This window comes from Azohydromonas sediminis, from assembly GCF_003574675.1.
GTDB lineage: Bacteria > Pseudomonadota > Gammaproteobacteria > Burkholderiales > Burkholderiaceae_C > Calidifontimicrobium > Calidifontimicrobium sediminis.
This window is the reverse complement of record NZ_QOAZ01000007.1, coordinates 73,943-94,717: the sequence shown is the minus strand read 5'-3', so window position 1 is coordinate 94,717 and position 20,775 is coordinate 73,943. Positions and strand designations below refer to the sequence as shown.

Here is a 20,775-nt window from a genome sequence, read left to right as displayed (position 1 = left end):
CGCCCGCCGCGTCAGCGGCGCTCGCCGCCGGCTTGCGCGTCGGGGACCAGCTCGACGACGTTGCCCGCGCCCGCCGCGTCGGCGGCGCCGAGGTGCACCAGCTGACCCTCGACGACGGCGCCGACGTCGATCTGCAGCTGGCGGTAGCGCACCGTGCCGGTGACGCGCGCGCCGGCCTGCAGCTCGACGTAGTGCTCGACGTCGAGGTCGCCACTGACGCGGCCGTTGATCAGCGCGTGGCCGCAGCGCACGCGGCCCTCGACGTGACCGGTGTCCGACAGCACGAGCAGCGCCGGCGCCTCGCCGCCCTGGCTGCGCCCGCAGACCTGTCCGCGCACGTGCCCGTCGATGCGCAGCCCGCCGGTGAAGACGACGTCGCCGTCGACTTCGACGCCGGCGGCGACGAGGCTGGACAGCTGCGTGAGTTTGATCGCCGGTTTCGGTCGCGGCTTGCCGAACATCGTGGGCTCCTCAGCGCCTGCCTTCGCGCGCCTGGCGGAAGAACGTCAGCTCGTCGCGGCATTCGCCGACGCGCTGGTTCAGCGCGTCGATCTGGCGCTCGAGCTCCTGCGCGCGCGCACGCGCGAGGTCGAGCGCGAGGCGGTGCTGTTCGGCCAGGTGCTGCCAGTGCACGGCCGGGTCGATGCCGTCGGCGGCGGGCACGACGTGTGGCAGCGCCAGCGCGGCGCCGAACCCCAGCAACGCCGCGGCCGCCAGCGCGGCCCATGCGCCGCCGCGTCGCGTCGGTGCGGCGACGACGAGCGGCGAGCGCGTCAGGTCCCGTGGCAGCCGGCGCAGGCCCAGCATCGCGCGGTCTCAGCGCTGCGCGAGATAGCGGCGCGGGTCGACCGCGACGCCGGCGCGCAGCACCTCGAAGTGCAGGTGCGGGCCCGTCGAGCGCCCGCTCGAGCCGACGAGCGCGATGCGCTCGCCCGGCGTGACGATGTCGCCGCGCCGCACGAGCAGCTTCGACGCGTGCGCATAGCGCGTGCGCAGCCCGTTGCCGTGCTCGATCTCGACCGTCCAGCCGAAGTCCGGGTGCCAGCCGGCCACGTCGACGACGCCGCCGGCGGCCGCGACGATCGGCGTGCCGTGCGGCGCCGCGAAGTCGACGCCGGCGTGGAACGCGTGGCGCGACGTGATCGGGTCGGAGCGGTTGCCGAATGGCGAGACGAGCTCGCCCTCGGGCAGCGGGATCAGGGTCGGCAGCCGCATCAGGTCCGACTGGCGCTGCGCGACGGCGTCGAGCATGCGGTCGATGCGGTCCTCGAGTTGCCCGAGCTGCGCGTCGAGCACGTCGAGTGCCGGGCTCGGGCGCGGGGCGAGCAGCGGGCCGCCGCGCCCGGGCGGCGGTACGGTCTCGCCGGATGTCGCTGCGGCAGCCGGCTTCGCCGGCGTCGCGGCGGCCGTCGACGACGGCGCGCGCTCCTCGGCCACGCGGCGCTCCCTGACGCGCGTCGGTGCCTCGGCGGCTTCGCCCAGCCGCTGCACCAGCTGCGCGGCCTGGCTCTCGAGGCGAAACAGCCGCGCCGACAGGGCGCCGATCTGCTCGAGCGCGAACGGGTGCGGCTGCGCGTCGGCGGGCGCCGCCGCCGGCTCGAACCGCGCGACCTGGTAGCCGAGCGTGGCACCGGTGCCGAGCAGCACCACGGCCGCGACGACGCCGCACGCCGCGACGCGGGCGGCCGACAACGTGCGCACGCGTGAGGCGCGGCGGGCGCTGGCGGTGATCAACACGAGCGACACGGATCGCCCTCCCAACGTTCGATGGATCGGCTCGCGCGGCGGCGTGCCGCGCATCGCTGCGGAGGTCGGGGCAGCCCGCCGTCCGTCTCGTCATCCTAGGGGGATGTGCCGCATCGAGCCGTTACCGGTCGCAACGGCGTGTAGGTCGCGGCGCGGCGTCGAGGGGGCGCGCCGCGGCCGGCGGCTCAGACCAGCCCGTCGAACGGAATGACGTCGACGAACTCGCCCGCCGCGACGTCGCCCTGCGCGTGGTGCAGCACGACGAGCCCGTTGGCCGCACTCATGCTGCGCAGGATGCCGCTGCCCTGGCTGCCGGTGATCGCGACCTGCCAGCCGCCGTCGGCGCCACGCGTGACGATGCCGCGCTGGTACTCGGTGCGCCCGGGCTTCTTGCGCAGCGCGCTCGTCGACGCGGCGCGCAGCATCGGCAGCGGCTGCGGCGCCGCGCCCATCATCTGCAGCAGCGCGTCGCGCACGAAGGCGTAGAAGGTCACCATCACCGCCACCGGGTTGCCCGGCAGGCCGAACAGGATCGCCTCCTTCGTGCCGTCGGCGATGCGGCCGATCGCCAGCGGCCGGCCGGGGCGCATCGCGATCTTCCAGAACAGCACGTCGCCGAGCTGCTTCATGATGCGCTTGGTGTGGTCGGCCTCGCCGACGCTGACGCCGCCCGACGTGATCACCGCGTCGGCGCTCGCCGCCGCGGCGCGGAATGCCGCTTCCAGCGCGGCCGGCTCGTCGCGCACGACGCCCATGTCGATCACGTCGACGCCCAGGCGCTGCAGCATGCCCCAGATCGTGTAGCGGTTGCTGTCGTAGACGCAGCCTTCGTCGAGCGGCTCGCCGATCGAGCGCAGCTCGTCGCCGGTCGAGAAGAACGCCACGCGCAGCCGCCGCCACACCGGCACCTCGGCGCGGCCGAGCGACGCGAGCAGGCCGAGGTCGGCCGGCGTCAGCCGCCGCCCGGCGGCGAGTGCCACCTCGCCGCGCGCGAGGTCCTCGCCCTTGAGCCGCCGGTTGTCGCCGGGGCGCACGACGCCGGCGGGGATCGTGACGCGGTCGCCGTCGAGCGTTGCGAACTCCTGCGGCACGACGGTGTCCAGGCCGGTGGGCATCACGGCGCCGGTCATGATGCGCACGCAGTGACCGGGCGGCACCGGACCTTGGAACTGCGCGCCGGCCAGACCGGTACCAGCGACGACGAGCGTCGTCGCGCCGTCGGCGGCGAGGTCGGCGCCGCGCAGCGCGTAGCCGTCCATCGCCGCGTTGTCGTGCGCCGGCACGTCGATCGGCGAGACGACGTCGCGCGCGAGCACGCGCCCGAGCGCGCTGCGGATCGCGACGCTCTCGACGGCCTCGACGCGCGGCACGAGCCGCGCGATGAATTCCTGCGCCTGCGCCACCGGCAGCGCGTTCGGGTCGTAGCCGGCGACGCAGGAGGCGATCTGTTCGAGGCTCGGCGTGGCACTCATCGTCGGATCAGCGGGTCTGCAGCTGGCGCAGATCGGCCAGCGTGTTGGCGTTGAAGAAGGCGCGGGCGTCGTCGAACGGCACTTCGACGGTGCGGTGCTGCGCGGTCCAGGCGTCGATCTTGCGCCCGCCGTCGTGCGTGAAGCGCACGAGGCTGTCGAGCAGCGCCGTGCGCAGCAGGCAGAACACCGGCTGCGTGCGCCAGCGCCCGTCGTCCTCGCGCACGGTGGGCATCGCGATCTCGGCGTCGGCCTGCAGCGCGGCGGCGCCCAGCCGCGCGACGAGGTCGGCGGGGAAGTCGGGCGTGTCGCACGGCACCGTGACGAGCCACGGCGTCTCGCAGTGCTCGAGCCCGGCGAGGAAGCCCGCCAGCGGTCCGGCGAAGTCGGGCAGCGCGTCGGGCCACACCGGCACGCCGAACGACTCGTAGGCGCCGAGGTTGCGGTTGGCGTTGATCATGATGTGGCCGACCTGCGGCTGCAGCCGCCACAGCGCGTGCAGCGCCAGCGGCATGCCGCGGTGGTTCTGCAGCCCCTTGTCGACGCCGCCCATGCGGCTGCCGCGGCCGCCGGCGAGGATCAGGCCGGTGACGTCGGCGCGGTCGATCGCCGGCTCAGTCATCGCGCAGCGCCTCGCCGCTGGCGTCGGGGAAGCGGTCGCCGTCGTGGCGCGGGCCACGCATGACGCCGTGGATCCACGCGCCGAGTGCGTAGGTGACGACCATCGTCAGCGAAAACACGATCGCGCCGATCACGATGTAGTCGATCAGCAGCTGGCTGCGCACCGGGTCGCCGTGCAGCCCGGCCTGGTAGAACGTCTTCGCGAACTCGCCCAGCGTCCACGGCAGCGCGAAGCTCGCCGCCGTGAAGGCCAGCAGGCGCCAGCGCACGCGCCGCGTGAGCCACGTGTCCCACACCGACATGCTCAGCCCCCGATGTAGTGCATCTCGACCTTGCGCTCGCCGCTGGCCAGCGGCGCCTGGCCCGCGCTGCGCAGCTCCGAGTAGCGGTCGTCGCGGTCGGCCCAGATCAGGCCGACCGCGCCGGCGATCTGCGCGTCGCTCGCGCCGCTGCGCAGCAGCGCACGCAGGTCGTGCCCGCGCGTGGCGAACAGGCACAGGTACAGCTTGCCCTCGGTCGACAGCCGCGCGCGGTTGCAGTCGCGGCAGAAGGCCTGCGTGACGCTGCTGATCAGGCCGATCTCGCCGCGGCCGTCGCGGTAGCGCCAGCGCTCGGCGGTCTCGCCGGTGTAGTTGGGCTCGACTGGCTCGAGCGGGAACACGCGGTCGATGCGCTCCAGCACCTGCGCCGACGGCAGCACGTGGTCCATGCGCCAGCCGTTGGTGTTGCCGACGTCCATGAACTCGATGAAGCGCAGCACAACGCGCCCGTCGTAGTGGTCGCGGAAGAAGCGCGCCATCGGCACGATCTCGCCGTCGTTGGTGCCGCGCTTGACGACCATGTTGACCTTGACCGGCCCGAGCCCGGCGCGCATCGCCGCGTAGATGCCGTCGAGCACGCCGGCCACCGGGAAGTCGACGTCGTTCATCGCGCGGAACACCGCGTCGTCGAGCGCGTCGAGGCTCACCGTCACGCGCTGCAGCCCGGCGTCCTTGAGTGCGCGCGCCTTCTTGGCCAGCAGCGTCGCGTTGGTCGTCAGCGTCAGGTCCAGCGGTTCGCCGTCGGGCGTGCGCAGCTCGGCGAGCATCGCGACCAGCGTCTCGAGGTTCTTGCGCAGCAGCGGCTCGCCGCCGGTCAGCCGGATCTTGCGCACGCCGTGCGCGACGAAGATGCGCGCCAGCCGCGTGATCTCCTCGAAACTGAGCAGCGACGCGTGCGGCAGGAACGGGTAGCTGCCGTCGAAGATCTCCTTGGGCATGCAATAGCTGCAGCGGAAGTTGCAGCGGTCGGTCACCGAGATGCGCAGGTCGCGCAGCGGCCGGCCCAGGCGGTCGGCGAGCAGCCCGCTCGGCGGCTGCAGCACGGCGGGAATCGCGGGCACCGCGGCGGCGTGGCGCTGGTCGGCGATCGGGATCGTGCGTTCGGCCATGCGGCAGATTGTGCCGTTGCGGCCCGGCGCCGGCGCGGCGGTGCGCCTCAGGGCCTGTCGGCGGCAGGGGCGAGCGCCGGCTCGGCGCGCACGAGTCGCTCGGCGCCGCCGAGCACGGCGCGGCGGGCGCCGTCGAAGCGGCGCGCCCAGTAGTCCACGCGCATGTCCTCGATGCGCACCTGCGCGCCGACGCGCGGCGCATGGATGAAGCGGTGCTCGCCGATGTAGACGCCCACGTGCGAGAACGGGCGCTGCAGCGTGTTGAAGAACACCAGGTCGCCGGGGCGCAGGGCATCGCGCGGCACGCCGACGAGCCCGCTCGCGTGCGCCTGCTCGTGCGCGCGGCGCGGCAGCTGCACGCCGGCGGCGATGTCGAACACGTGGCGTGTGAAGCCGCTGCAGTCGAAGCCGGTCTCCCCGTTGCCGGCGCGCACGTAGGGGCGGTCGAGAAAGCTCATCGCCGCCAGCACGACCTCGGGCAGGCCCGGGTGCGCCGCGGCCGCGTCGGCGACGGTGCTGCCTGCGGCCGGCACCGCCGCCGGCGGCCGCGGCGCGGACGCGCAGCCGGCGAGCACCAGTGCAATGCCCGACACGAGAGCCGCCTGCCACGTCGCCATCGCGGCAGAATACCAGCACCCGTGCGTTCTAGCCACCGCAATGTGGCGAAGAATCAGCGACTTGCGCGCACTTCCGAAAGCCCCGCGACACGCCGGAGGACACCGATGTTCAAGGCCCTGCTGCTCGACAAGACCGACGCCGGCGTCACCGCGGCGCTGACCGAACTCGACGACGCGCGACTGCCCGCCGGCGACGTGCTGCTCGGCGTCGAGTACTCGACGCTGAACTACAAGGACGGGCTCGCGATCACGAACCGGGCGCCCGTCGTGCGCCAGTGGCCGATGGTGCCCGGCATCGACGGCGCGGGCACCGTGCTCGAGAGCACACACCCCGACTGGAAGCCCGGCGACCGCGTGGTGCTCAACGGCTGGGGCGTCGGCGAGACGCACTGGGGGTGCCTCGCGCAGCGCGCGCGCCTGAAGGGCGACTGGCTCGTGCCGCTGCCGGCCGCGTTCACGCCGCGGCAGGCGATGGCGATCGGCACCGCCGGCTACACCGCGATGCTGTGCGTGCTCGCGCTCGAGCGCCACGGCGTGCAGCCCGGCGACGGCGACGTGCTCGTCACCGGCGCCACCGGCGGCGTCGGCAGCGTCGCCGTCGCGCTGCTGTCCAGGCTCGGCTACCGCGTGACCGCGGCCACCGGCAAGACGGCCGAGGCCGACTACCTGCGCCGCCTTGGTGCCGCGACGGTGATCGACCGCGCCGAGCTCGCCGCGCCGGGCAAGCCGCTGCAGAAGGAGCGCTGGGCCGCCGTCGTCGACGCGGTGGGCTCGCACACGCTGGTCAACGCGCTCGCGCAGACGCGCTACGGCGGCGTCGTCGCCGCGTGCGGCCTCGCGCAGGGCATGGACCTGCCGGGCACGGTCGCGCCGTTCATCCTGCGCGGCGTCACGCTGGCCGGCATCGACAGCGTGATGGCGCCGATGCCGCGCCGGCGCGAGGCCTGGCAGCGGCTGGCGCGCGACCTCGATGCGGCGCTGCTCGAGTCGATGACGCAGGAGATCGGCCTGGCCGACGTCGTTGACGCGGCGCAGCGGCTGATGAACGGGCAGGTGCGCGGGCGCATCGTCGTGCGGATCGACTGACCCGAGCCCGCGCGAAGCCGCCGGCGGTCCTCAGGAGCCCGCCAGCAGCATCGCGGCGAGTGCCAGCATCACGACGCCGATCAGCACGTCGAGCGCCTGCCACGCGCGCGGCCGCGCGAACAGCGGCGCCAGCAGCCGCGCGCCGAAGCCGAGCGCCGTGAACCAGAGCGTGCTCGCGAGCACGGCGCCGGCAGCGAACCACCCGCGCAGTTCGCCGAGCCGCGCGCCGACGCTGCCCACCAGCAGCACGGTGTCGAGGTAGACGTGCGGGTTCAGCAGCGTGAACGCGGCGCACTGCGCGAGCGCGGCGGCCAGCGTCACGCCGCGGCCGTCGTCGGCCACGCGCAGCGCCTGCGGGCGAAGCGCGCGCCACAGCGCGCGCAGCCCGTAGACCGCGAGGAACGCCGCCCCGCCGACCGTGAGCGCGCGCGCCAGCCCGGGCCGGTGGCCGAGCACGCTGGCCAGCCCCGCGATGCCGGCGAGCATCAGCAGCGCGTCGGCGAAGATGCAGAAGACGACGATCGCGGCGACGTGCTCGCGCCGCAGCCCCTGGCGCAGCACGAAGGCGTTCTGCGCGCCGATGGCGACGATCAGCGAGCCGCCGAGCGCGAAGCCCTGCGACGCGGCGGCCCAGGCGGAGGTGGCGGCGGACATCGGCGCGCAGCATGCCCGCGGCGCGCCACGACCGCCACTTAGACTTGCTGCACCCGCTGAAGCGCCGCTGAAGCCAATGCTCGACTACACCCTGCTCGAAGCGCTGGCCGCCGTCGTGCGCGAAGGCAGCTTCGAGCGCGCGGCGCAGGCGCTGCACCTGACGCCGTCGGCGGTGTCGCAGCGCGTCAGGCTGCTCGAGCAGCGCATCGGGCAGGTGCTCGTCGTGCGCGGCGCGCCGTGCAGCGCGACCGCGGTCGGACTGCAGCTGCTGCGCCACGTCGAGCAGGTCGCGCTGCTCGAGGCCGACCTGCGCGCCGCGCTGCCGGTGCTCGCCGAGGCCGGCGCCGGTACGCCGACGCTGCGCGTGGCCGTCAACGCCGACAGCCTCGCGACGTGGTTCGTGCCGGCGATGGCGGCGTTCTGTGCCGGCGGCGACGCGCTGCTCGACGTCAGCCTCGACGACGAGGCGCACACCGCCGAGCGCCTCAAGCGCGGCGACGTGCTGGCCGCGGTGACGACGCTGGCCGCGCCGGTGCAGGGCTGCCGCAGCGTCGCGCTCGGGCGCCTGCGCTACGTGGCCTGCGCGAGCCCGGGTTTCGTCGCGGCGCACTTCGCCGACGGCATCGACGCCGCGGCGCTCGCGCGCGCGCCGTGCCTGACCTTCAACCCCAAGGACCGGCTGCAGGACCAGTGGATCGAGAGCCTGCAGCTCGGCGCGCCGGTGGCGCCGCCGCGCCACTGGCTGCCATCGACGCACGCTTTCGTCGACGCGTGCGTGGCAGGCCTGGGCTGGGGGCTGCATCCGGCGGTGCTCGTGCGGCCGCGGCTCGAGTGCGGGGAGCTCGTCGCACTGCGCGCCGGCCACGACTTGCACGTGCCGCTGCACTGGCAGCACCCGCGGCTCGCGTCACCGCGGCTGCAGCAGCTGACCGACGCGGTGGTGGCCGCCGCGGCGCGCGTGCTCGAGCGCTGACGCACGTCGTCCGCGGCCGGCGCGCGGTCAGCCCGATGGCGGCTGCCAGTCGGCGAGCCACTCGCTCGCCGGCGCGCGCGCGTGGCGGCGCACTTCGGTGGGGGTGCCGATCGAGACGAAGCACACCGGCCGTTCGTCGTCGGCGAGCCCGAGGCCGCGCGCGAAGCGCGCGCTGCGCAGCGCGCGCCCCGAGGTCAGCATCGCGCCGAAGCCCATCGCGTGCGCCGACAGCAGCAACGCCATCAGCGCGGCGCCGAGCGTGACGTAGCGCTCGGGCTCGGTCACGTCGTCGTGCGCGGGCGCGAGCCGCGCGACGGCCAGCAGCAGCTCGGGCGCACGGTGCGCCTTTGCGCGCGCGTCGGCGCGTTCGGCGGCGCCGGCCGCGGCGTCGCGTTCGAGCAGCGCGGCTTCGAACAGGTCGGCCAGCGCGTCGCGCTGCGCGGGCGCGATGCGCAGCAGCCGCCACGGCCGCAGCTCGCGGTGGTCGGGGGCGGTCGCGGCAGCCTCGACCATGCGGCGCAGCTGCTCGGCGTCGGGGCCGGGAGGGGCGAGGCGCTTGGGCGCGACCGAGAAGCGGCTGCCGATCAGCGCGGCGGCGAAGTCGGCGAGGTCGTCGTCGCGGTCGGTGGCACTGCTCATCGGGGTTGGGCCGCCACGGCGGCCGGGCGGCGCGTGGAGACGACGATGCCGCCGACGATCAGCGCGAACGCCAGCGCGTGGTACGCGCGCGGCGGCTCGCGCAGCAGCGCGGCTTGCATCAGTGCCGCGAACAGCGGCGACAGGTTGCCGAAGAACGCGGCCACCGCGGGGCCGACGTGCGCGACGCCGCGGCCCCAGCAGTAATAGGCGATGATCGACGGGCCGACCGCAACGTAGACCACCGCGAGCACCACCGGCCACGTCCACGCGATCGGCGCCGGGTCGGCCCACGCGAGCTCGCCGGCGGCGAACGCGGCGCTCCACGCGACGCCGAACAGCGTCTGCACGAGCAGGAACTCGACCCAGTTCCACGCCGGGCGCGCGTCGGCGCGCATCAGCGGCCCGGGACGCGCGAGGCGCCACGTGTACAACGCCCACGTGAAGACGGCCAGCAGCATCCACAGGTCGCCGGCCACGAACTGCACCTGTACCAGCCGCGCCGGCTCGCCGCGCGACAGCACGGCCGCCACGCCGGCCAGCGACAGCAGCGCACCGGCCAGTGCGCGGCGCGTGACCGGCTCGTGGTAGGCGAGCGCGCCGACCGCGAGCATCCACACCGGCGTGCTGGCGGCGATCAGCGTCACGTTCAGCGGCGTCGACGTCGTCAGCGCGGTGTACTGCAGCGTGTTGAAGCAGCCCATGCCGAGCAGACCGAGCAAGGCCAGCTCGCGCCAGCGCGCCATCACGGCGCGGCGCGCGCCGGCGGTGGCCAGCGCGCGCCAGCCCAGCGGCAGCAGCAGCACCGCGACGAGGATCCAGCGCAGCGCGTTGAGCGTGACCGGCGGCACCTGGCCGACCATCAGCCGGCCGACGATCGCGTTGGCCGCCCACAGCAGTGGCGGCAGCGTCAGCAGCACGACGAGGCGGGGCGACAGGCGCATGCGCGGCGTCCGGAGAACGGGGGGGTCAGCGCGGCATCGACGCGCCGCAGTGCCAGCACTGCTCGAACGCGCCCTCGACGCGCTCGCCGCATTCGCGGCACACCCAGTCGCGCTGCGGGGCGCGTTCGAGCGCGCGCAGCAGCTCGCGCGCGGCGTCGAGCTGCGCGTCGTCGGCGACCCAGACCTCGGGCCAGGCCTGGTCGGGCGGGATCTCGCCGGCGATGCTGCTCGTCCACTGGCGCTGCACCGTCGCCGCGATGCCGGCCTGCGCGAGCACGTCGGCCCACAGCGTGGCCACGGCGAGGTTGGGCGCGGAGGTCACGCGCCGCATCGCGCGTGGGAACATCGATTCATGATCGCAGCCATTCTCGCCGACGCCGTGCTCGTGCTGCACGCGCTGTTCATCGCGTGGGTCGTCGCGGGCGCGCTGGCCGTCGCGCGCTGGCCGCGGCTCGCATGGGCGCACCTGCCGGCGCTGGCCTGGGGGCTGTGGATCGAGGCCAGCGGCGGCCTGTGCCCGCTGACGCCGCTCGAAGTCGCGCTGCGGCGCGCGGCTGGCGAGGCGGGCTACGCCGGCAGCTTCGTCGAGCATTACCTCGGCGCCATCGTCTACCCGGCCGGGCTCACGCGCGAGGCCCAGTGGGTGCTGGCCGGCGCGCTGGCGCTCGTCAACGCGGGCCTGTACGCGTGGGTGCTGCGCCGCCACGCCCGCTGCGCCACGCGGCCACGGCGGATGCGCTAACCTGCGCCGCCGCGCGGCGTGGCCGTGCACCCGACCCCCTTCCACCGGAGCGAGCGATGGCCGAGACCTTGAGCAAGACCGTGATGATCGAGCAGTTCGGCGGGCCCGACGAGATGCGGCTCGTCGACGTCGCCGTCGGCGACCCCGGTCCGGGCGAGATCCGCATCCGCCACCACGCCTGCGGGCTGAACTTCATCGACGTGTACCAGCGCACCGGCCGCTATCCGAATCCGCTGCCGCTGGCGCTCGGCATGGAAGGCGCCGGCGTCGTCGAGGCGGTCGGTGACGGCGTCACGCACCTGAAGCCGGGCGACCGCGCCGCCTACGCGAGCATGCCGCCCGGCGCCTACAGCGAGCGGCGCGTGATGCCGGCCAAGTGCGTCGTCAAGCTGCCCGACGGGATCGACTTCGAGACCGGCGCGGCGATGATGCTCAAGGGCCTGACGGTGCAGTACCTGCTGAAGAAGACGCTGCCGCAAGGCGGCCTGCAGCCGGGCGACCCCATCGTGTTCCACGCCGCCGCCGGCGGGGTGGGCCTGATCGCGTGCCAGTGGGCACGGGCGCTGGGGCTGCAGCTGATCGCCACCGCCGGCAGCGACGCCAAGTGCCAGCTCGCGCTCGAGCACGGTGCGGCGCACGCGATCAACTACAACAAGGAGGACTTCGTCGCGCGCGTGCGCGAGATCACCGGCGGGCGCGGCGTCAAGGTCGTCTACGACTCGGTCGGCAAGGACACGTTCGAGCGCTCGCTCGACTGCCTGGCGCCGTTCGGCCTGCTGGCCAGCTTCGGCCAGTCGTCGGGGCCGGTGCCGCCGCTGCAGGTGGCGACGCTGGCGGCCAAGGGTTCGCTGTACGTCACGCGGCAGACGCTGTTCACGCACATCGCCACGCGCGAGAGCACGCAGGCGATGGCCGACGACCTGTTCGCCGTCGTGCTGTCGGGGCAGGTCAAGATCCGCATCGACCAGCGCTACCCGCTGGCCGACGTCGCGCTCGCGCACCGCGATCTCGAGGCGCGGCGCACCACGGGCAGCAGCGTGCTGCTGCCCTGAGGTTCGTGCGGCAGCAGCGTGCTACTGCCCTGAGGTTCTTGGGGCAGCCGCGCGCTGCCGCCTGCCGCTCCTGAGCTCAGAAGCGCACGCGCAGCGTCACGTAATACGCGCGGGGGGCGCCGGGTGCGACGAAGACGGCGTCGCGCTCGACACCGGTGTAGGCGCCGCTGGCGTCGAACACGGTTTCGGCCAGGGCGCCATAGGTCTCGTAGCGCCGGTCGAAGACGTTGTCGATGCGCAGTCCCAGCTCGATGTCTTTGCGCGGTTTCCACGCGGCGCGCAGATTGACGAGGGCATAGCCGGGCAGGCTCGCATCGAAGGCGTCGCCGCCGTCCTCGACGAGACCGTCTTCGTTGCCCTGCACGATGCGCCGCGAGCGCCAGCTGGCATCGGCACCGAGCGTCCACGCCGGTGCGACCTGCCAGTCCAGCCCCATCTTGACGGTGTGCCGCGGCAGCCCGGCCATGAGCATGCCCGGGCTGACCTCGACGTTGCGCTCGCCGATGCGCAGCGTGCCGTCGGCCTGGTAAGTGGCCTCGAGCAGGCTGTAGGCGGCCCACGCGCGCACGGCGCCGAGGCGGCCGTCCCACTGCACGTCGAGCCCCTGGTGCCGCGTCTTGTCGAAGTTGCGGAAGTAGCCGAGCTGGCTGGTCGCGCTGACGCTGGTGAACAGGATGTCGTCGCGGTTGTCGGTGCGGTACAGCGACAGCGCGATTCGCTGTGCGTCCGTCACGCGCCAGCGCGCGCCGACTTCGACGGTGGTCGATTTCACCTGCTTCAGGTACGGGTCGCTCTGCAGCCCGGCCGGCAGGCGGCACGGCTCGTCGGGGTCGGCGCAGCCGAGTTCGATCACGGTGGGCACGCGCGTGTTGCGCGCCACGTTGCCGAACAGCGTCAGCGACGGCGTCGGCTGGTGCGCCAGGCCCAGCGCCGGGTTCAGGCTGCGGTACGTGAAGCGCTCCCGCGGCTTTTCTTCCAGCAGGCCGGTGTCGTCGTCGACGGTGGTCAGCGTGTTGCTGACACGCGCGTGGTTGTAGCGCGCCGAGGCCGTCAGCGCGGTGGCCGGCGCGAGCCGCCAGGTGTCCATCGCCCACAGGCCGAAGGCCAGCGACCGGCCGCGCACCTTCGCGCTGAGTTCGGGCGGCTCGTCGGGATCGCCGACGACGCCGCGCGAGGCGGTGAACTCGCCTTCCTGTTCGGTCTGTGCGTAGCGCGTGCGTCCGGCGTCGAGCGACGCGCCCAACTGCAGCTGGTGGCTGCCGACGCTGCGTGACACGCTGGCCGCGACGCCGCCCGTGAGCTGCGTCGTGTGCGAGCTGTTCAGCGACGCCTCGGCATCGCCGTCGTCGGCGGCGTCGCCGTTGACGGTGCGGCGGCGGCTCGAGCGCACGTAGGCCAGCAGCTCGAGCTCGGTGGCGGCATCGATCGCGTGGCGGGCGTTGAACGCCAGCTGCAGCAGCTCGTTGCGCGTCAGGTCGGGGTGCGTGTAGATCGCACTGCGCCGCGCGGCGTACAGATCGGGCTCGGTGTCGATGTCGCCGCCGTCGTCGTCGAGCGTGTAGGCGGGCACGAGGCCGTTGCCGATCAGGCGGCTGCGGCCGGCCAGCAGTCCGAGCGACCAGTCGGTGTCGCCCTGGCTGTGCCCGACCTTGGCAAAGACCAGGCCGATGCGGCCGGCGGAATGGTCGCGCCAGCCGTCCTCGGCGAACGCCGTGCCGGCGACGTAGTGGTGCCAGCCGTCGTCGCCCGCGCTTCCGTGGGACGCGTCGACGCGTCGGCGGCCGAAGCTGCCCAGCGTCAGATCGGCGCGCGTGCCGGCCGCCCGGCGGCCGTCGAGCGTCGTCAGCGAGATCGCGCCGCCGAGGGTGTTCAGGCCGAATGCCGGGTTGGCGCCGGGCACGAGGGCGACGCTGTCGAGCGCGTACTCGGGCACGAGGTCCCATTGCACGATGTCGCCGAAAGCCTCGTTGATGCGCACGCCGTCGAGATACACCGACAGCCCCTGCGCGGCGCCCAGCAGCCCCGAGGCGCGGAAGCCGCGGTAAGTGAGGTCGCCCTGGTAGGGGCTGCCCTGGATGTCGTTGCGCTGCACACCGGGCAGCCGGCGGTCGAACAGGTCGATCAGGTTGTCGCTGCCGGCGCCGTCGATCTCGGCACGGCGCAGGACCTGCGTGCCGTAGGGCAGCCAGTTGCGGTCGATGCCCTGGCCGGGCAGCGGCGCGGTGCCGATGATTTCCACGGTGGCGGCCGGCGTCTGGGCGTGCAGCGCCGCCGGCATCAGTGCGGCGATGCACGCTGCCGCGAGCGCAGCGGGTCGCAGGGGGGTGAACGCGTGCCGGCGGCGCGCGATGCAAAGCAGTCGAGCGGTCATGGTCTCCTCGTCGTCGATGTCGTTGGGGCGCGGACGCGCCCGCAACGGCATTGCAGCGGCCGTGCCCGCGAGCCCGGGAAAAGCTCCCGATCGCCGGCGGCGTGCTCTCGCGGCGTCGCCGCGGGTGCGCGACCGACAATGCGCTCACGATGCAACGCTCGACACCCCTTGCCACCGTGCTTGGCGCTCAGGCCCGCGCCGACGCCGCGGCCGTGGCGCCCACCGTGTCGCTCACGCGGCTGATCGCCCGGCGCTCGGCGCTCATCGTCGTCATCGTCGTCGTGCTCGCGCTCGTGCTCGCGTGGGCGCGCACCGAGCGCGACGTCGGCGACGAGCTGGGCGGTGCGATGGTGCTGGCGCAGCTGGCCGCGACACTGTCGACGGCCCACACGCGCAGCGACGACGACGTGCTCGCGCAGCTGCATGCGCTCGAGGCGGCGCAGCGCCTGCGTCACCTGCGGCTCGTCGTGCACGACGCGCAGGGGCGCACCGTGTACGCCAGCGATGCCGTCGGGCCGACCGCGGCCGATGCGCGCACGCCTGCCGTGCAGTGGGATCTGCCGCGGCCGTCGGCGCCGGCGTGGCGCGTCACGCTGCAGCCGGCGCCGGACAGCGAGCGCGCCGAAGCCCTGGCCAGCACCATCGAGTCGCTGCTCATGATGTTGCTGCTGGCCGCCGGTGCGCTGGCGGCGATGGCGTGGAGCGCGCGGCGCGCGCTGGCGCCGCTCGACGCAATGCGTCGCGCCATCGTGCGCGCCGAATCGCACGACCGCGACGCTTTGCGCCACCTGCCGCCGATGCCGGTGACCGAGCTCGAGGCCGTCGCGGCGACGCTGCGCCACCTCGCGCAGGCGCTCGACGCGGCGCAGCAGCGCCAGCGGCTACTGACGCAACAGCTGCTCGGCGTGCAGGAAGAAGAGCGCCAGCGCATCGCGCGCGAACTGCACGACGAACTCGGCCAGCGACTGACGGCGCTGCGCGCCGACGTCGCCTGGCTGGCGCGCCGCCTCGACGAGCGCGGGGGCTGCTTCGGCGACGAGGTGCGCACCGTGCTCGCCGGCATCGCCGCGCATGGCGAATGTCTGCAGCGCGAGGTCCGCGACCTGCTCTCGCGGCTGAATCCGCTCGGCGGCGACGGCGCGGCGCCGACGCTGCGGCGTCTGGGCGAGCGCATCGAGGCGCTGGCGGCGGGCTGGCACGGCGTGCGCCAGGGCTTGCGCGTGACGGTGCACGTCGGCCACGGCGACGCGGCGGCCGACGTCGCGCTGCCGGGGCCGCTGGCGCTGACGGTCTACCGCATCACGCAGGAAGCGCTGACGAACGTCGCGCGGCATGCGCAGGCCACGCGCGCGCACGTGGAGCTGCAGCTGCACGGTGACGCGAAGCGGCCGCAGACCCTTCAATGGCGTGTCGAAGACGACGGCGTGGGCATCGACGACCTCGATGCCGCCTGGCGCCGCGGCAGCGGACTCGCCGGCCTGCACGAGCGCGTGTGGGCGCTCGGAGCGCGGCTGGAGTGCGAGCCGCTGCATCGCGCAGGGCAGGGCCGCCCCGGGTTGCGGCTGAGTGCGCGCTTCGCGTTCGACGCGTGGCCCGGCGGCCGCGTGGCAGGAGGCGCCTGATGCTGCGCATCGCACTGGCCGACGACCACGCCATCGTGCGCGCCGGCTACCGCCGCCTGATCGAACTCGAGTCCGACATGACCATCGTGGCCGAGTTCGCCGACGCCGACGCCACCTACGCCGGCCTGTATGCCCTCGACGGGGCGCTCGACGTGCTCGTGCTCGACCTGGCGATGCCCGGGCGCAGCGGGCTGGACCTGCTGCGGCGCACGACGCTGCGCTGGCCGGCGCTGCACGTGCTCGTGTTCTCGATGCACGACGCGCCGGCGCTGGTGCACCAGGCGCTGGCGGCGGGCGCGGCGGGCTACGTCACGAAGTCGAGCGAACCGGCGCTGCTGGTCGACGCGCTGCGGCGCGTGGCGCGCGGGCAGCAGGCGCTGTCACCCGACGTCGCGCCAGATGCAGCCGGCGTGCCGTGCGATGGCGCACCGCACCTGCGACTGGGCGCGCGCGAACTGGACGTGCTGCGCCTGCTGCTCGACGGCTGTCCGCTGCCCGAGATTGCGCAGCGGCTGCACCTGAGCCCGAAGACGGTGGCCAATCACCAGAGTGCGATCCGGGCCAAGCTCGGCGTGTCCAGCGCGGTCGAGCTGTTGCGCTATGCGCGCCGCCACGGCCTGCTGGTGGATTGAGAGCGCGCCCCGGCCACCGGCCGCACGGCGTGCGTCACGCCGGCGGCGGATCGGCCACGGCTGCGCGGTAGGCGTGCCAGCTGGCGTGTCCGATGACGGGACCGACCACGACCAGTCCGACGAACCACGGCAGCATCGCGAGCACGACGAGCACGGTGATCACGGCACCCCAGAGGATCATCACCAGCGGCTGCGTCAGCACGAGCCGCAGGCTGGTCAGGCCCGCGGTGATCGCGTCGGTCTGGCGGTGCAGGATCATCGGCATCGCGACGACGCTCACCGCGAAGATCAGCCCGGCGAAGACGCCGCCGACCGCGAGGTAGGCGACGATGAACTGCACGTTCTCGGGATCGAGCAGCGCGCGGATCGAGCCCTTGAAGTCGGGCATGCCGTCGAAGCTGACCGCGAACACGACGAGCGCGGCGCGCCCCCACAGCATCTCGAGCACGAGCAGCACGAAGCCGAAGATCGCCAGCGTGCCGGTGCGCGTCTGCCACGCGAGCAGCGAGTCGCCGAAGTCGGGCTTCTCGCCGCGCTCGAGCCGCAGGCTGGTCTGGTACAGCCCGAGGCACAGGAACGGACCCATCAGCAGGAAGCCGGCCGACAGCGCCAGCGTGTATGCCGGCGCGTGCTCGAACACGCGCAGCAGCGCCCAGCCCATCACCATGAAGCACGCGCCGTAGAACAGGCCGATGAACGGCGCGCGCGCGAAGTCGCGCGTGCCCAGCGCAAGCCAGCGCACCGGCGCCGACAGCGGCAGCCGGTTCAGCGCGATCGAGAACGCCGACGGCGATGGCGGCGGCGGGGCCGGCACCTCGGTCGGGGCGCGTTCGGGCGCCGCCTGCGGCGGGGTCGGTGGCGAAGACGGGGCGGTCTGCATGCCGGGCAGGGTAGGGGCGTGGCGCCGCATCGTCCATCGGGCCGACCCCCACCCGGCGGCCGGTGCGGCTCAGCGCTTCGGCCACCCGAGGGTCTGCGACAGCAGCACCTGCTGGTCGGGGTCGAGGCCGAGCGCGTCGGCGATTGCGCCGCGGTCGATCCACGCGCGGATCACGGTGGCCAGCCCGGCGCTGGCGGCGAACAGGTACACGTTCTGCGCGATCGCGCCCGCCGCGGCGGCCGCGTACAGGCCGCGCTGCTCGGCCGGCACCATGCGCTGGCGGCGGTGGTCGGCGACGTAGACCAGGTCCAGCGGCGCGTCGTCGACGAAGTCCTGGTAGCCGGTGACGCGGCGCAGGTCGGCGCCGGCGACGAGTTCGAGCGTGTTCGCGGCCGCGTCGTAGCGGTACGCGCCCTGCGGCAGCGCGACGTAGACGTCGATCTCCTGCGCGTCGAGCGCCGACGGTGCGGTGCGCCCGCCGCTCGCGGGCCGGTTGACGCCATCGGCAGCCCACAGCAGGTCGGCGAGCACCTGCGGCGGCAGCGGCGTGGCGGCGAACTCGCGCGACGAGCGGCGGTGCGCGAGCGCGGCCATCAGCGGCATGCCGCCGTGGCGCTGCGGGCGCGGCAGGCGGATCTGCGCGGCGGCGTCGCCGGCAGCCGGCCTCGGGCGCAGCTGGCCCATCAGGCCGAGCGCGAGCTTGGTCAGCGTCGTCATCGCGTCTCTCCGGTGTCGGGTTCGTAGACGAGCAGCAGGTTGTTCGCCGGCATCGCGACGCGCTCGCGGCGGCGCAAGCCCGCGCGGCGCGCCTGCGCGTCGACGTCGTCGAGCGCGCGCAGCCCCCACGCCGGGTCGCGCTGGCGCAGGTCGGCATCGAACGCGAGGTTGCTCGGCGCCGTGGGCACGTCGCGCTCGACGAACGGCCCGTAGACGATCAGGCGGCCCTGCGGCGCCAGGTGGTGCGCGGCACCGGCCATCAGCGCCGCGCAGGCGCTCCACGGTGCGATGTGCAGCAGGTTCGCGACGTAGAGGGCGTCGACGCGCGGCGGCACGCCGCGCCACTCGGCGTCGTGCACGTCCAGGCGCAGCGGCGGCCGCACGTGGGGCAGGCCGGCGCACCACGCGGCGATCGACGCCAGCGCGTCGGGCGACGGGTCGCTCGGCTGCCAGGTCCAGCCCGGCAGCGCGGCGGCGAAGTGCGCCGCGTGCTGGCCGGTGCCGCTGGCGATCTCGAGCGCGACGCCGCGCGGCGGCAGCACGCGCCGCAGCACCGCGAGGATCGGCTCGCGGTTGCGCTCGGCCGCGGGGCTGTGGCGGCGGGCGTCGGGGACGGCAGCAGGGTCCATCGCGCGAGCATAGGACGCCGGCCGTGCCGCGGCCAGCGGGCGACGACAATCGCTGCCGCCACCCCCGAGCGCCCGATGCCTGCCGCCAGCCTGCTCGCCTTGCTCGACGACGTCGCCAGCGTGCTCGACGACGTCGCGACGATGACCAAGGTCGCGACGAAGAAGACCGCCGGCGTGCTCGGCGACGACCTGGCGCTCAACGCGCAGCAGGTCAGCGGCGTGCGCGCCGACCGGGAGTTGCCGGTGGTGTAGGCGGTGGCGCGCGGCTCGCTCGTCAACAAGGCCATCCTCGTGCCGGCGGCACTGGCCATCAGCGCGCTCGCGCCGTGGGCCGTGACGCCGCTGCTGATGGTCGGTGGCGCGTTCCTGTGCTACGAGGGGGCCGAGAAGCTGTGGCACGCGTGGCGCGGCCCCGACGCGGCGGACGCGGCCGACGCCGGGCTGCGGGCCGAGCGCCTGCAGGCGCTGGCCGACCCGCAGGTCGACCTCGTGCAGCTCGAGCGCGACAAGATCCGCGGCGCCGTGCGCACCGACCTCGTGCTGTCGGCCGAGATCATCGCGATCACGCTGGGGGCGGTGGCCGCGTCGCCGTTCGCGACGCAGGTCGCGGTGCTGGTGGCCGTCGCGCTGCTGATGACGGTGGGCGTCTACGGCTTCGTCGCCGGCGTCGTCAAGCTCGACGACCTCGGGCTGTACCTCAGCCGCCTCGAGGGCGAGCGCGCCGCCGCGCGGCGGGCGCTCGGCCGCGGCATCCTGCGCGCGGCACCGTGGCTGATGAAGGCGCTGTCGGTGGCCGGCACCGTCGCGATGTTCCTCGTCGGCGGCGGCATCGTCGTGCACGGCGTGCCGGCGCTGCATCACGCGGTGGCTTCGCTCGCCGCGCTGGCGCCGGGTGCGGCGCTGTCGTGGCTGGCGGCGCTGCTGCCGACGCTGTTCGATGCGCTGGTCGGCGTCGTCGTCGGGGCCGTCGTGCTGCTCGTCGTCTCGGCGGTGCAGCGCGTGCGGCGCGCACCGGCCTTGCCGGCCTGAGCGTTCAGCCGCCCGCGCAGCGCTCGAAGCGCGCGCCGGCCAGCGGGGCCCAGCGTCCCGAGGCGACCTCCACCGTCAGCGTGCTGGCCGGCGCCGCCGCAGCCGCGGCGCTGGCGGCACGCACCCACAGCGCGCCCTCGTCGCGCGCCGCCAGCGCGAGGTGGGTGCCGTCGACGCGGCCGGCTAGCCCGCGGTCGTCGAGCCGCGCGTCGACGTGCTGGTGCTGCTGCAGCAGCACCAGCGTGCGCCCGGCCGCCGCGCCGCGCCCGCACCAGCGGCCCGCGACGCGCGCCGGCACGACCCACAGGTGCAGCGTGCTGCGCCTGTCGCGCCCGACGGGCTTGTCGGGGGCGTCGACGACGCTGCGGTCGGGGCGCCAGTCGCCGAGGTCGTAGTCGTGCGAGACGATGCGCGTGCCCGGCGCGAGCGCGAGCAGCCGCGGGCGCAGCTGCAGGTTGACCTCGGGCAGCAGGTACATCGTGACCACCGTCGCACGCGACAGGTCGGTCGTGAACAGGTCCTCGGTGCGGAACTCGACGCGGTCGGCGACGCCGGCGAGCACCGCGCTGCGGCGGCTGCGCTGCACGAGGTCGTCGACGATCTCGACGCCCAGGCCGGTGGCGCCGAAGCGGCGCGCGGCGAGGATCACGATGCGCCCGTCGCCCGAGCCGAGGTCGATCACGTGGTCGCCGCGGCGCACGCCGGCGAGTTCGAGCATCGCCAGCGTGACGTTGTCGGGCGTTACGACGAACGGCACGTCGGTGTCGGCGGCCGCCGGGCGGGCGAGCAGCGCTGCGGTCAGCAGCGCGCCGGCGAGCAGCGCGGCACGCCACGCCGCGTGCCGCGGGGCCGTCGGCGCGCCGGACACCGGCAGTGGTTGCTGAACGGGGGTTTGCGGGCGGGCGTGGCGTTCGGACACGGAATTG

Annotated in this window: 23 protein-coding genes and 1 pseudogene; 7 read left to right on the top strand and 17 right to left on the bottom strand. The window is 74.5% G+C overall.

The annotated features are described in order from the left end of the window. Positions 1-11 precede the first annotated feature (11 nt). The 8 genes from DRV96_RS06035 to DRV96_RS06000 all read right to left on the bottom strand — a co-directional run bounded on the left by DRV96_RS06035 (position 12) and on the right by DRV96_RS06000 (position 5,882). The gene (locus DRV96_RS06035) at positions 12-461 is read right to left on the bottom strand and encodes a bactofilin family protein (protein WP_119288866.1); all 450 of its coding nucleotides are present in this window, start codon (positions 459-461) and stop codon (positions 12-14) included. A 10-nt stretch (positions 462-471) separates the two neighbouring features. After that, positions 472-807, bottom strand: a complete 336-nt coding sequence (locus DRV96_RS06030) for a hypothetical protein (protein ID WP_119288864.1) — start codon at positions 805-807, stop codon at positions 472-474. A gap of 9 nt (positions 808-816) precedes the next feature. Continuing rightward, the gene (locus DRV96_RS18550; protein ID WP_162910963.1) at positions 817-1,746 is read right to left on the bottom strand and encodes a M23 family metallopeptidase; all 930 of its coding nucleotides are present in this window, start codon (positions 1,744-1,746) and stop codon (positions 817-819) included. Positions 1,747-1,931: 185 nt separating this feature from the next. Continuing rightward, positions 1,932-3,218: a molybdopterin molybdotransferase MoeA gene (moeA, locus tag DRV96_RS06020; protein WP_119288859.1), complete on the bottom strand. Its 1,287-nt coding sequence runs from the start codon at positions 3,216-3,218 to the stop codon at positions 1,932-1,934. A gap of 7 nt (positions 3,219-3,225) precedes the next feature. Beyond that, positions 3,226-3,837 carry a molybdenum cofactor guanylyltransferase MobA gene (mobA, locus tag DRV96_RS06015; RefSeq protein ID WP_119288857.1) on the bottom strand — a complete coding sequence of 204 codons (612 nt, stop codon included), beginning with the start codon at positions 3,835-3,837 and terminating at the stop codon, positions 3,226-3,228. Beyond that, complete coding sequence (locus tag DRV96_RS06010; RefSeq protein WP_119288855.1) at positions 3,830-4,138, bottom strand: hypothetical protein; 309 nt, start codon at positions 4,136-4,138, stop codon at positions 3,830-3,832. Before DRV96_RS06010 ends, mobA begins: the two co-directional genes overlap by 8 nt. 2 nt (positions 4,139-4,140) lie before the next feature. Further along, the gene (gene moaA, locus DRV96_RS06005) at positions 4,141-5,265 is read right to left on the bottom strand and encodes a GTP 3',8-cyclase MoaA (protein ID WP_119288853.1); all 1,125 of its coding nucleotides are present in this window, start codon (positions 5,263-5,265) and stop codon (positions 4,141-4,143) included. Positions 5,266-5,312: 47 nt separating this feature from the next. Further along, positions 5,313-5,882 (bottom strand): C40 family peptidase, encoded by a 570-nt coding sequence (locus DRV96_RS06000; protein WP_119288851.1) that lies wholly within the window; start codon positions 5,880-5,882, stop codon positions 5,313-5,315. A 105-nt stretch (positions 5,883-5,987) separates the two neighbouring features. On the opposite strand from DRV96_RS06000, the gene acuI reads away from it, so the two are divergent. Beyond that, positions 5,988-6,968, top strand: coding sequence for an acrylyl-CoA reductase (NADPH) (gene acuI, locus DRV96_RS05995; RefSeq protein WP_119288849.1), 981 nt, complete (start codon positions 5,988-5,990; stop codon positions 6,966-6,968). Positions 6,969-6,998: 30 nt separating this feature from the next. On the opposite strand, the gene DRV96_RS05990 is transcribed toward acuI, so the two are convergent. Then, complete coding sequence (locus DRV96_RS05990; RefSeq protein WP_119288848.1) at positions 6,999-7,622, bottom strand: LysE/ArgO family amino acid transporter; 624 nt, start codon at positions 7,620-7,622, stop codon at positions 6,999-7,001. A gap of 76 nt (positions 7,623-7,698) precedes the next feature. Here DRV96_RS05990 and DRV96_RS05985 point away from each other — a divergent pair, with 76 nt between their 5' ends. Continuing rightward, complete coding sequence (locus tag DRV96_RS05985; RefSeq protein ID WP_119288846.1) at positions 7,699-8,595, top strand: LysR family transcriptional regulator ArgP; 897 nt, start codon at positions 7,699-7,701, stop codon at positions 8,593-8,595. Between the two features lie 27 nt (positions 8,596-8,622). Here DRV96_RS05985 and DRV96_RS05980 read toward each other — a convergent pair whose 3' ends face one another. Genes DRV96_RS05980 through DRV96_RS05970 form a run of 3 tightly spaced genes read right to left on the bottom strand, consistent with a single transcriptional unit; the run spans position 8,623 to position 10,506 of the window. Then, the gene (locus DRV96_RS05980; protein WP_119288844.1) at positions 8,623-9,234 is read right to left on the bottom strand and encodes a nitroreductase family protein; all 612 of its coding nucleotides are present in this window, start codon (positions 9,232-9,234) and stop codon (positions 8,623-8,625) included. After that, entirely contained in the window at positions 9,231-10,175 is a 945-nt protein-coding gene (locus DRV96_RS05975; RefSeq protein ID WP_119288842.1) for a DMT family transporter, read from the bottom strand. The genes DRV96_RS05980 and DRV96_RS05975 overlap by 4 nt, the downstream gene beginning before the upstream one ends. A gap of 25 nt (positions 10,176-10,200) precedes the next feature. After that, complete coding sequence (locus DRV96_RS05970; protein WP_119288945.1) at positions 10,201-10,506, bottom strand: putative signal transducing protein; 306 nt, start codon at positions 10,504-10,506, stop codon at positions 10,201-10,203. A gap of 21 nt (positions 10,507-10,527) precedes the next feature. Here DRV96_RS05970 and DRV96_RS05965 point away from each other — a divergent pair, with 21 nt between their 5' ends. Beyond that, positions 10,528-10,917, top strand: a complete 390-nt coding sequence (locus tag DRV96_RS05965) for a DUF2784 domain-containing protein (protein WP_119288840.1) — start codon at positions 10,528-10,530, stop codon at positions 10,915-10,917. A gap of 56 nt (positions 10,918-10,973) precedes the next feature. Beyond that, complete coding sequence (locus DRV96_RS05960; protein ID WP_419187034.1) at positions 10,974-11,969, top strand: quinone oxidoreductase family protein; 996 nt, start codon at positions 10,974-10,976, stop codon at positions 11,967-11,969. Between the two features lie 76 nt (positions 11,970-12,045). On the opposite strand, the gene DRV96_RS05955 is transcribed toward DRV96_RS05960, so the two are convergent. Next, positions 12,046-14,340 (bottom strand): TonB-dependent receptor, encoded by a 2,295-nt coding sequence (locus DRV96_RS05955; protein ID WP_119288940.1) that lies wholly within the window; start codon positions 14,338-14,340, stop codon positions 12,046-12,048. A 149-nt stretch (positions 14,341-14,489) separates the two neighbouring features. Here DRV96_RS05955 and DRV96_RS05950 point away from each other — a divergent pair, with 149 nt between their 5' ends. Beyond that, positions 14,490-15,962, top strand: a complete 1,473-nt coding sequence (locus DRV96_RS05950) for a sensor histidine kinase (protein ID WP_162910962.1) — start codon at positions 14,490-14,492, stop codon at positions 15,960-15,962. After that, complete coding sequence (locus tag DRV96_RS05945; RefSeq protein ID WP_119288836.1) at positions 15,962-16,594, top strand: response regulator transcription factor; 633 nt, start codon at positions 15,962-15,964, stop codon at positions 16,592-16,594. The genes DRV96_RS05950 and DRV96_RS05945 overlap by 1 nt, the downstream gene beginning before the upstream one ends. Positions 16,595-16,628: 34 nt before the next feature. On the opposite strand, the gene DRV96_RS05940 is transcribed toward DRV96_RS05945, so the two are convergent. From DRV96_RS05940 to DRV96_RS05930, 3 genes are all read right to left on the bottom strand, one after another. Further along, on the bottom strand, positions 16,629-17,474 hold the full coding sequence (locus DRV96_RS05940; RefSeq protein WP_119288834.1) for a DUF2189 domain-containing protein: 846 nt from the start codon (positions 17,472-17,474) through the stop codon (positions 16,629-16,631). A 69-nt stretch (positions 17,475-17,543) separates the two neighbouring features. After that, complete coding sequence (locus DRV96_RS05935; protein ID WP_119288832.1) at positions 17,544-18,191, bottom strand: nitroreductase family protein; 648 nt, start codon at positions 18,189-18,191, stop codon at positions 17,544-17,546. Further along, a complete protein-coding gene (locus DRV96_RS05930; RefSeq protein ID WP_119288829.1) occupies positions 18,188-18,820 on the bottom strand; it encodes a DUF938 domain-containing protein in 633 nt (210 codons plus the stop codon). The genes DRV96_RS05935 and DRV96_RS05930 overlap by 4 nt, the downstream gene beginning before the upstream one ends. Before the next feature lie 75 nt (positions 18,821-18,895). On the opposite strand from DRV96_RS05930, the pseudogene DRV96_RS05925 reads away from it, so the two are divergent. Further along, positions 18,896-19,849 (top strand): annotated as a pseudogene (locus DRV96_RS05925) (DUF808 domain-containing protein). 4 nt (positions 19,850-19,853) lie between these two features. Here the strand turns inward: DRV96_RS05925 and DRV96_RS17995 are convergent. Continuing rightward, positions 19,854-20,717: an SAM-dependent methyltransferase gene (locus tag DRV96_RS17995; protein WP_162910961.1), complete on the bottom strand. Its 864-nt coding sequence runs from the start codon at positions 20,715-20,717 to the stop codon at positions 19,854-19,856. Positions 20,718-20,775 lie beyond the last annotated feature (58 nt).

Bases quoted from the DNA above. Each gene is read 5' to 3' on its own strand.
- DRV96_RS06035 (WP_119288866.1), bottom strand. From the start codon at position 461: ATGTTCGGCAAGCCGCGACCGAAACCGGCGATCAAACTCACGCAGCTG.
- DRV96_RS06030 (WP_119288864.1), bottom strand. From the start codon at position 807: ATGCTGGGCCTGCGCCGGCTGCCACGGGACCTGACGCGCTCGCCGCTC.
- moeA (WP_119288859.1), bottom strand. From the start codon at position 3,218: ATGAGTGCCACGCCGAGCCTCGAACAGATCGCCTCCTGCGTCGCCGGC.
- mobA (WP_119288857.1), bottom strand. From the start codon at position 3,837: ATGACTGAGCCGGCGATCGACCGCGCCGACGTCACCGGCCTGATCCTC.
- DRV96_RS06010 (WP_119288855.1), bottom strand. From the start codon at position 4,138: ATGTCGGTGTGGGACACGTGGCTCACGCGGCGCGTGCGCTGGCGCCTG.
- moaA (WP_119288853.1), bottom strand. From the start codon at position 5,265: ATGGCCGAACGCACGATCCCGATCGCCGACCAGCGCCACGCCGCCGCG.
- DRV96_RS06000 (WP_119288851.1), bottom strand. From the start codon at position 5,882: ATGGCGACGTGGCAGGCGGCTCTCGTGTCGGGCATTGCACTGGTGCTC.
- acuI (WP_119288849.1), top strand. From the start codon at position 5,988: ATGTTCAAGGCCCTGCTGCTCGACAAGACCGACGCCGGCGTCACCGCG.
- DRV96_RS05990 (WP_119288848.1), bottom strand. From the start codon at position 7,622: ATGTCCGCCGCCACCTCCGCCTGGGCCGCCGCGTCGCAGGGCTTCGCG.
- DRV96_RS05985 (WP_119288846.1), top strand. From the start codon at position 7,699: ATGCTCGACTACACCCTGCTCGAAGCGCTGGCCGCCGTCGTGCGCGAA.
- DRV96_RS05980 (WP_119288844.1), bottom strand. From the start codon at position 9,234: ATGAGCAGTGCCACCGACCGCGACGACGACCTCGCCGACTTCGCCGCC.
- DRV96_RS05975 (WP_119288842.1), bottom strand. From the start codon at position 10,175: ATGCGCCTGTCGCCCCGCCTCGTCGTGCTGCTGACGCTGCCGCCACTG.
- DRV96_RS05970 (WP_119288945.1), bottom strand. From the start codon at position 10,506: ATGCGGCGCGTGACCTCCGCGCCCAACCTCGCCGTGGCCACGCTGTGG.
- DRV96_RS05965 (WP_119288840.1), top strand. From the start codon at position 10,528: ATGATCGCAGCCATTCTCGCCGACGCCGTGCTCGTGCTGCACGCGCTG.
- DRV96_RS05960 (WP_419187034.1), top strand. From the start codon at position 10,974: ATGGCCGAGACCTTGAGCAAGACCGTGATGATCGAGCAGTTCGGCGGG.
- DRV96_RS05955 (WP_119288940.1), bottom strand. From the start codon at position 14,340: ATGACCGCTCGACTGCTTTGCATCGCGCGCCGCCGGCACGCGTTCACC.
- DRV96_RS05950 (WP_162910962.1), top strand. From the start codon at position 14,490: ATGCAACGCTCGACACCCCTTGCCACCGTGCTTGGCGCTCAGGCCCGC.
- DRV96_RS05945 (WP_119288836.1), top strand. From the start codon at position 15,962: ATGCTGCGCATCGCACTGGCCGACGACCACGCCATCGTGCGCGCCGGC.
- DRV96_RS05940 (WP_119288834.1), bottom strand. From the start codon at position 17,474: ATGCAGACCGCCCCGTCTTCGCCACCGACCCCGCCGCAGGCGGCGCCC.
- DRV96_RS05935 (WP_119288832.1), bottom strand. From the start codon at position 18,191: ATGACGACGCTGACCAAGCTCGCGCTCGGCCTGATGGGCCAGCTGCGC.
- DRV96_RS05930 (WP_119288829.1), bottom strand. From the start codon at position 18,820: ATGGACCCTGCTGCCGTCCCCGACGCCCGCCGCCACAGCCCCGCGGCC.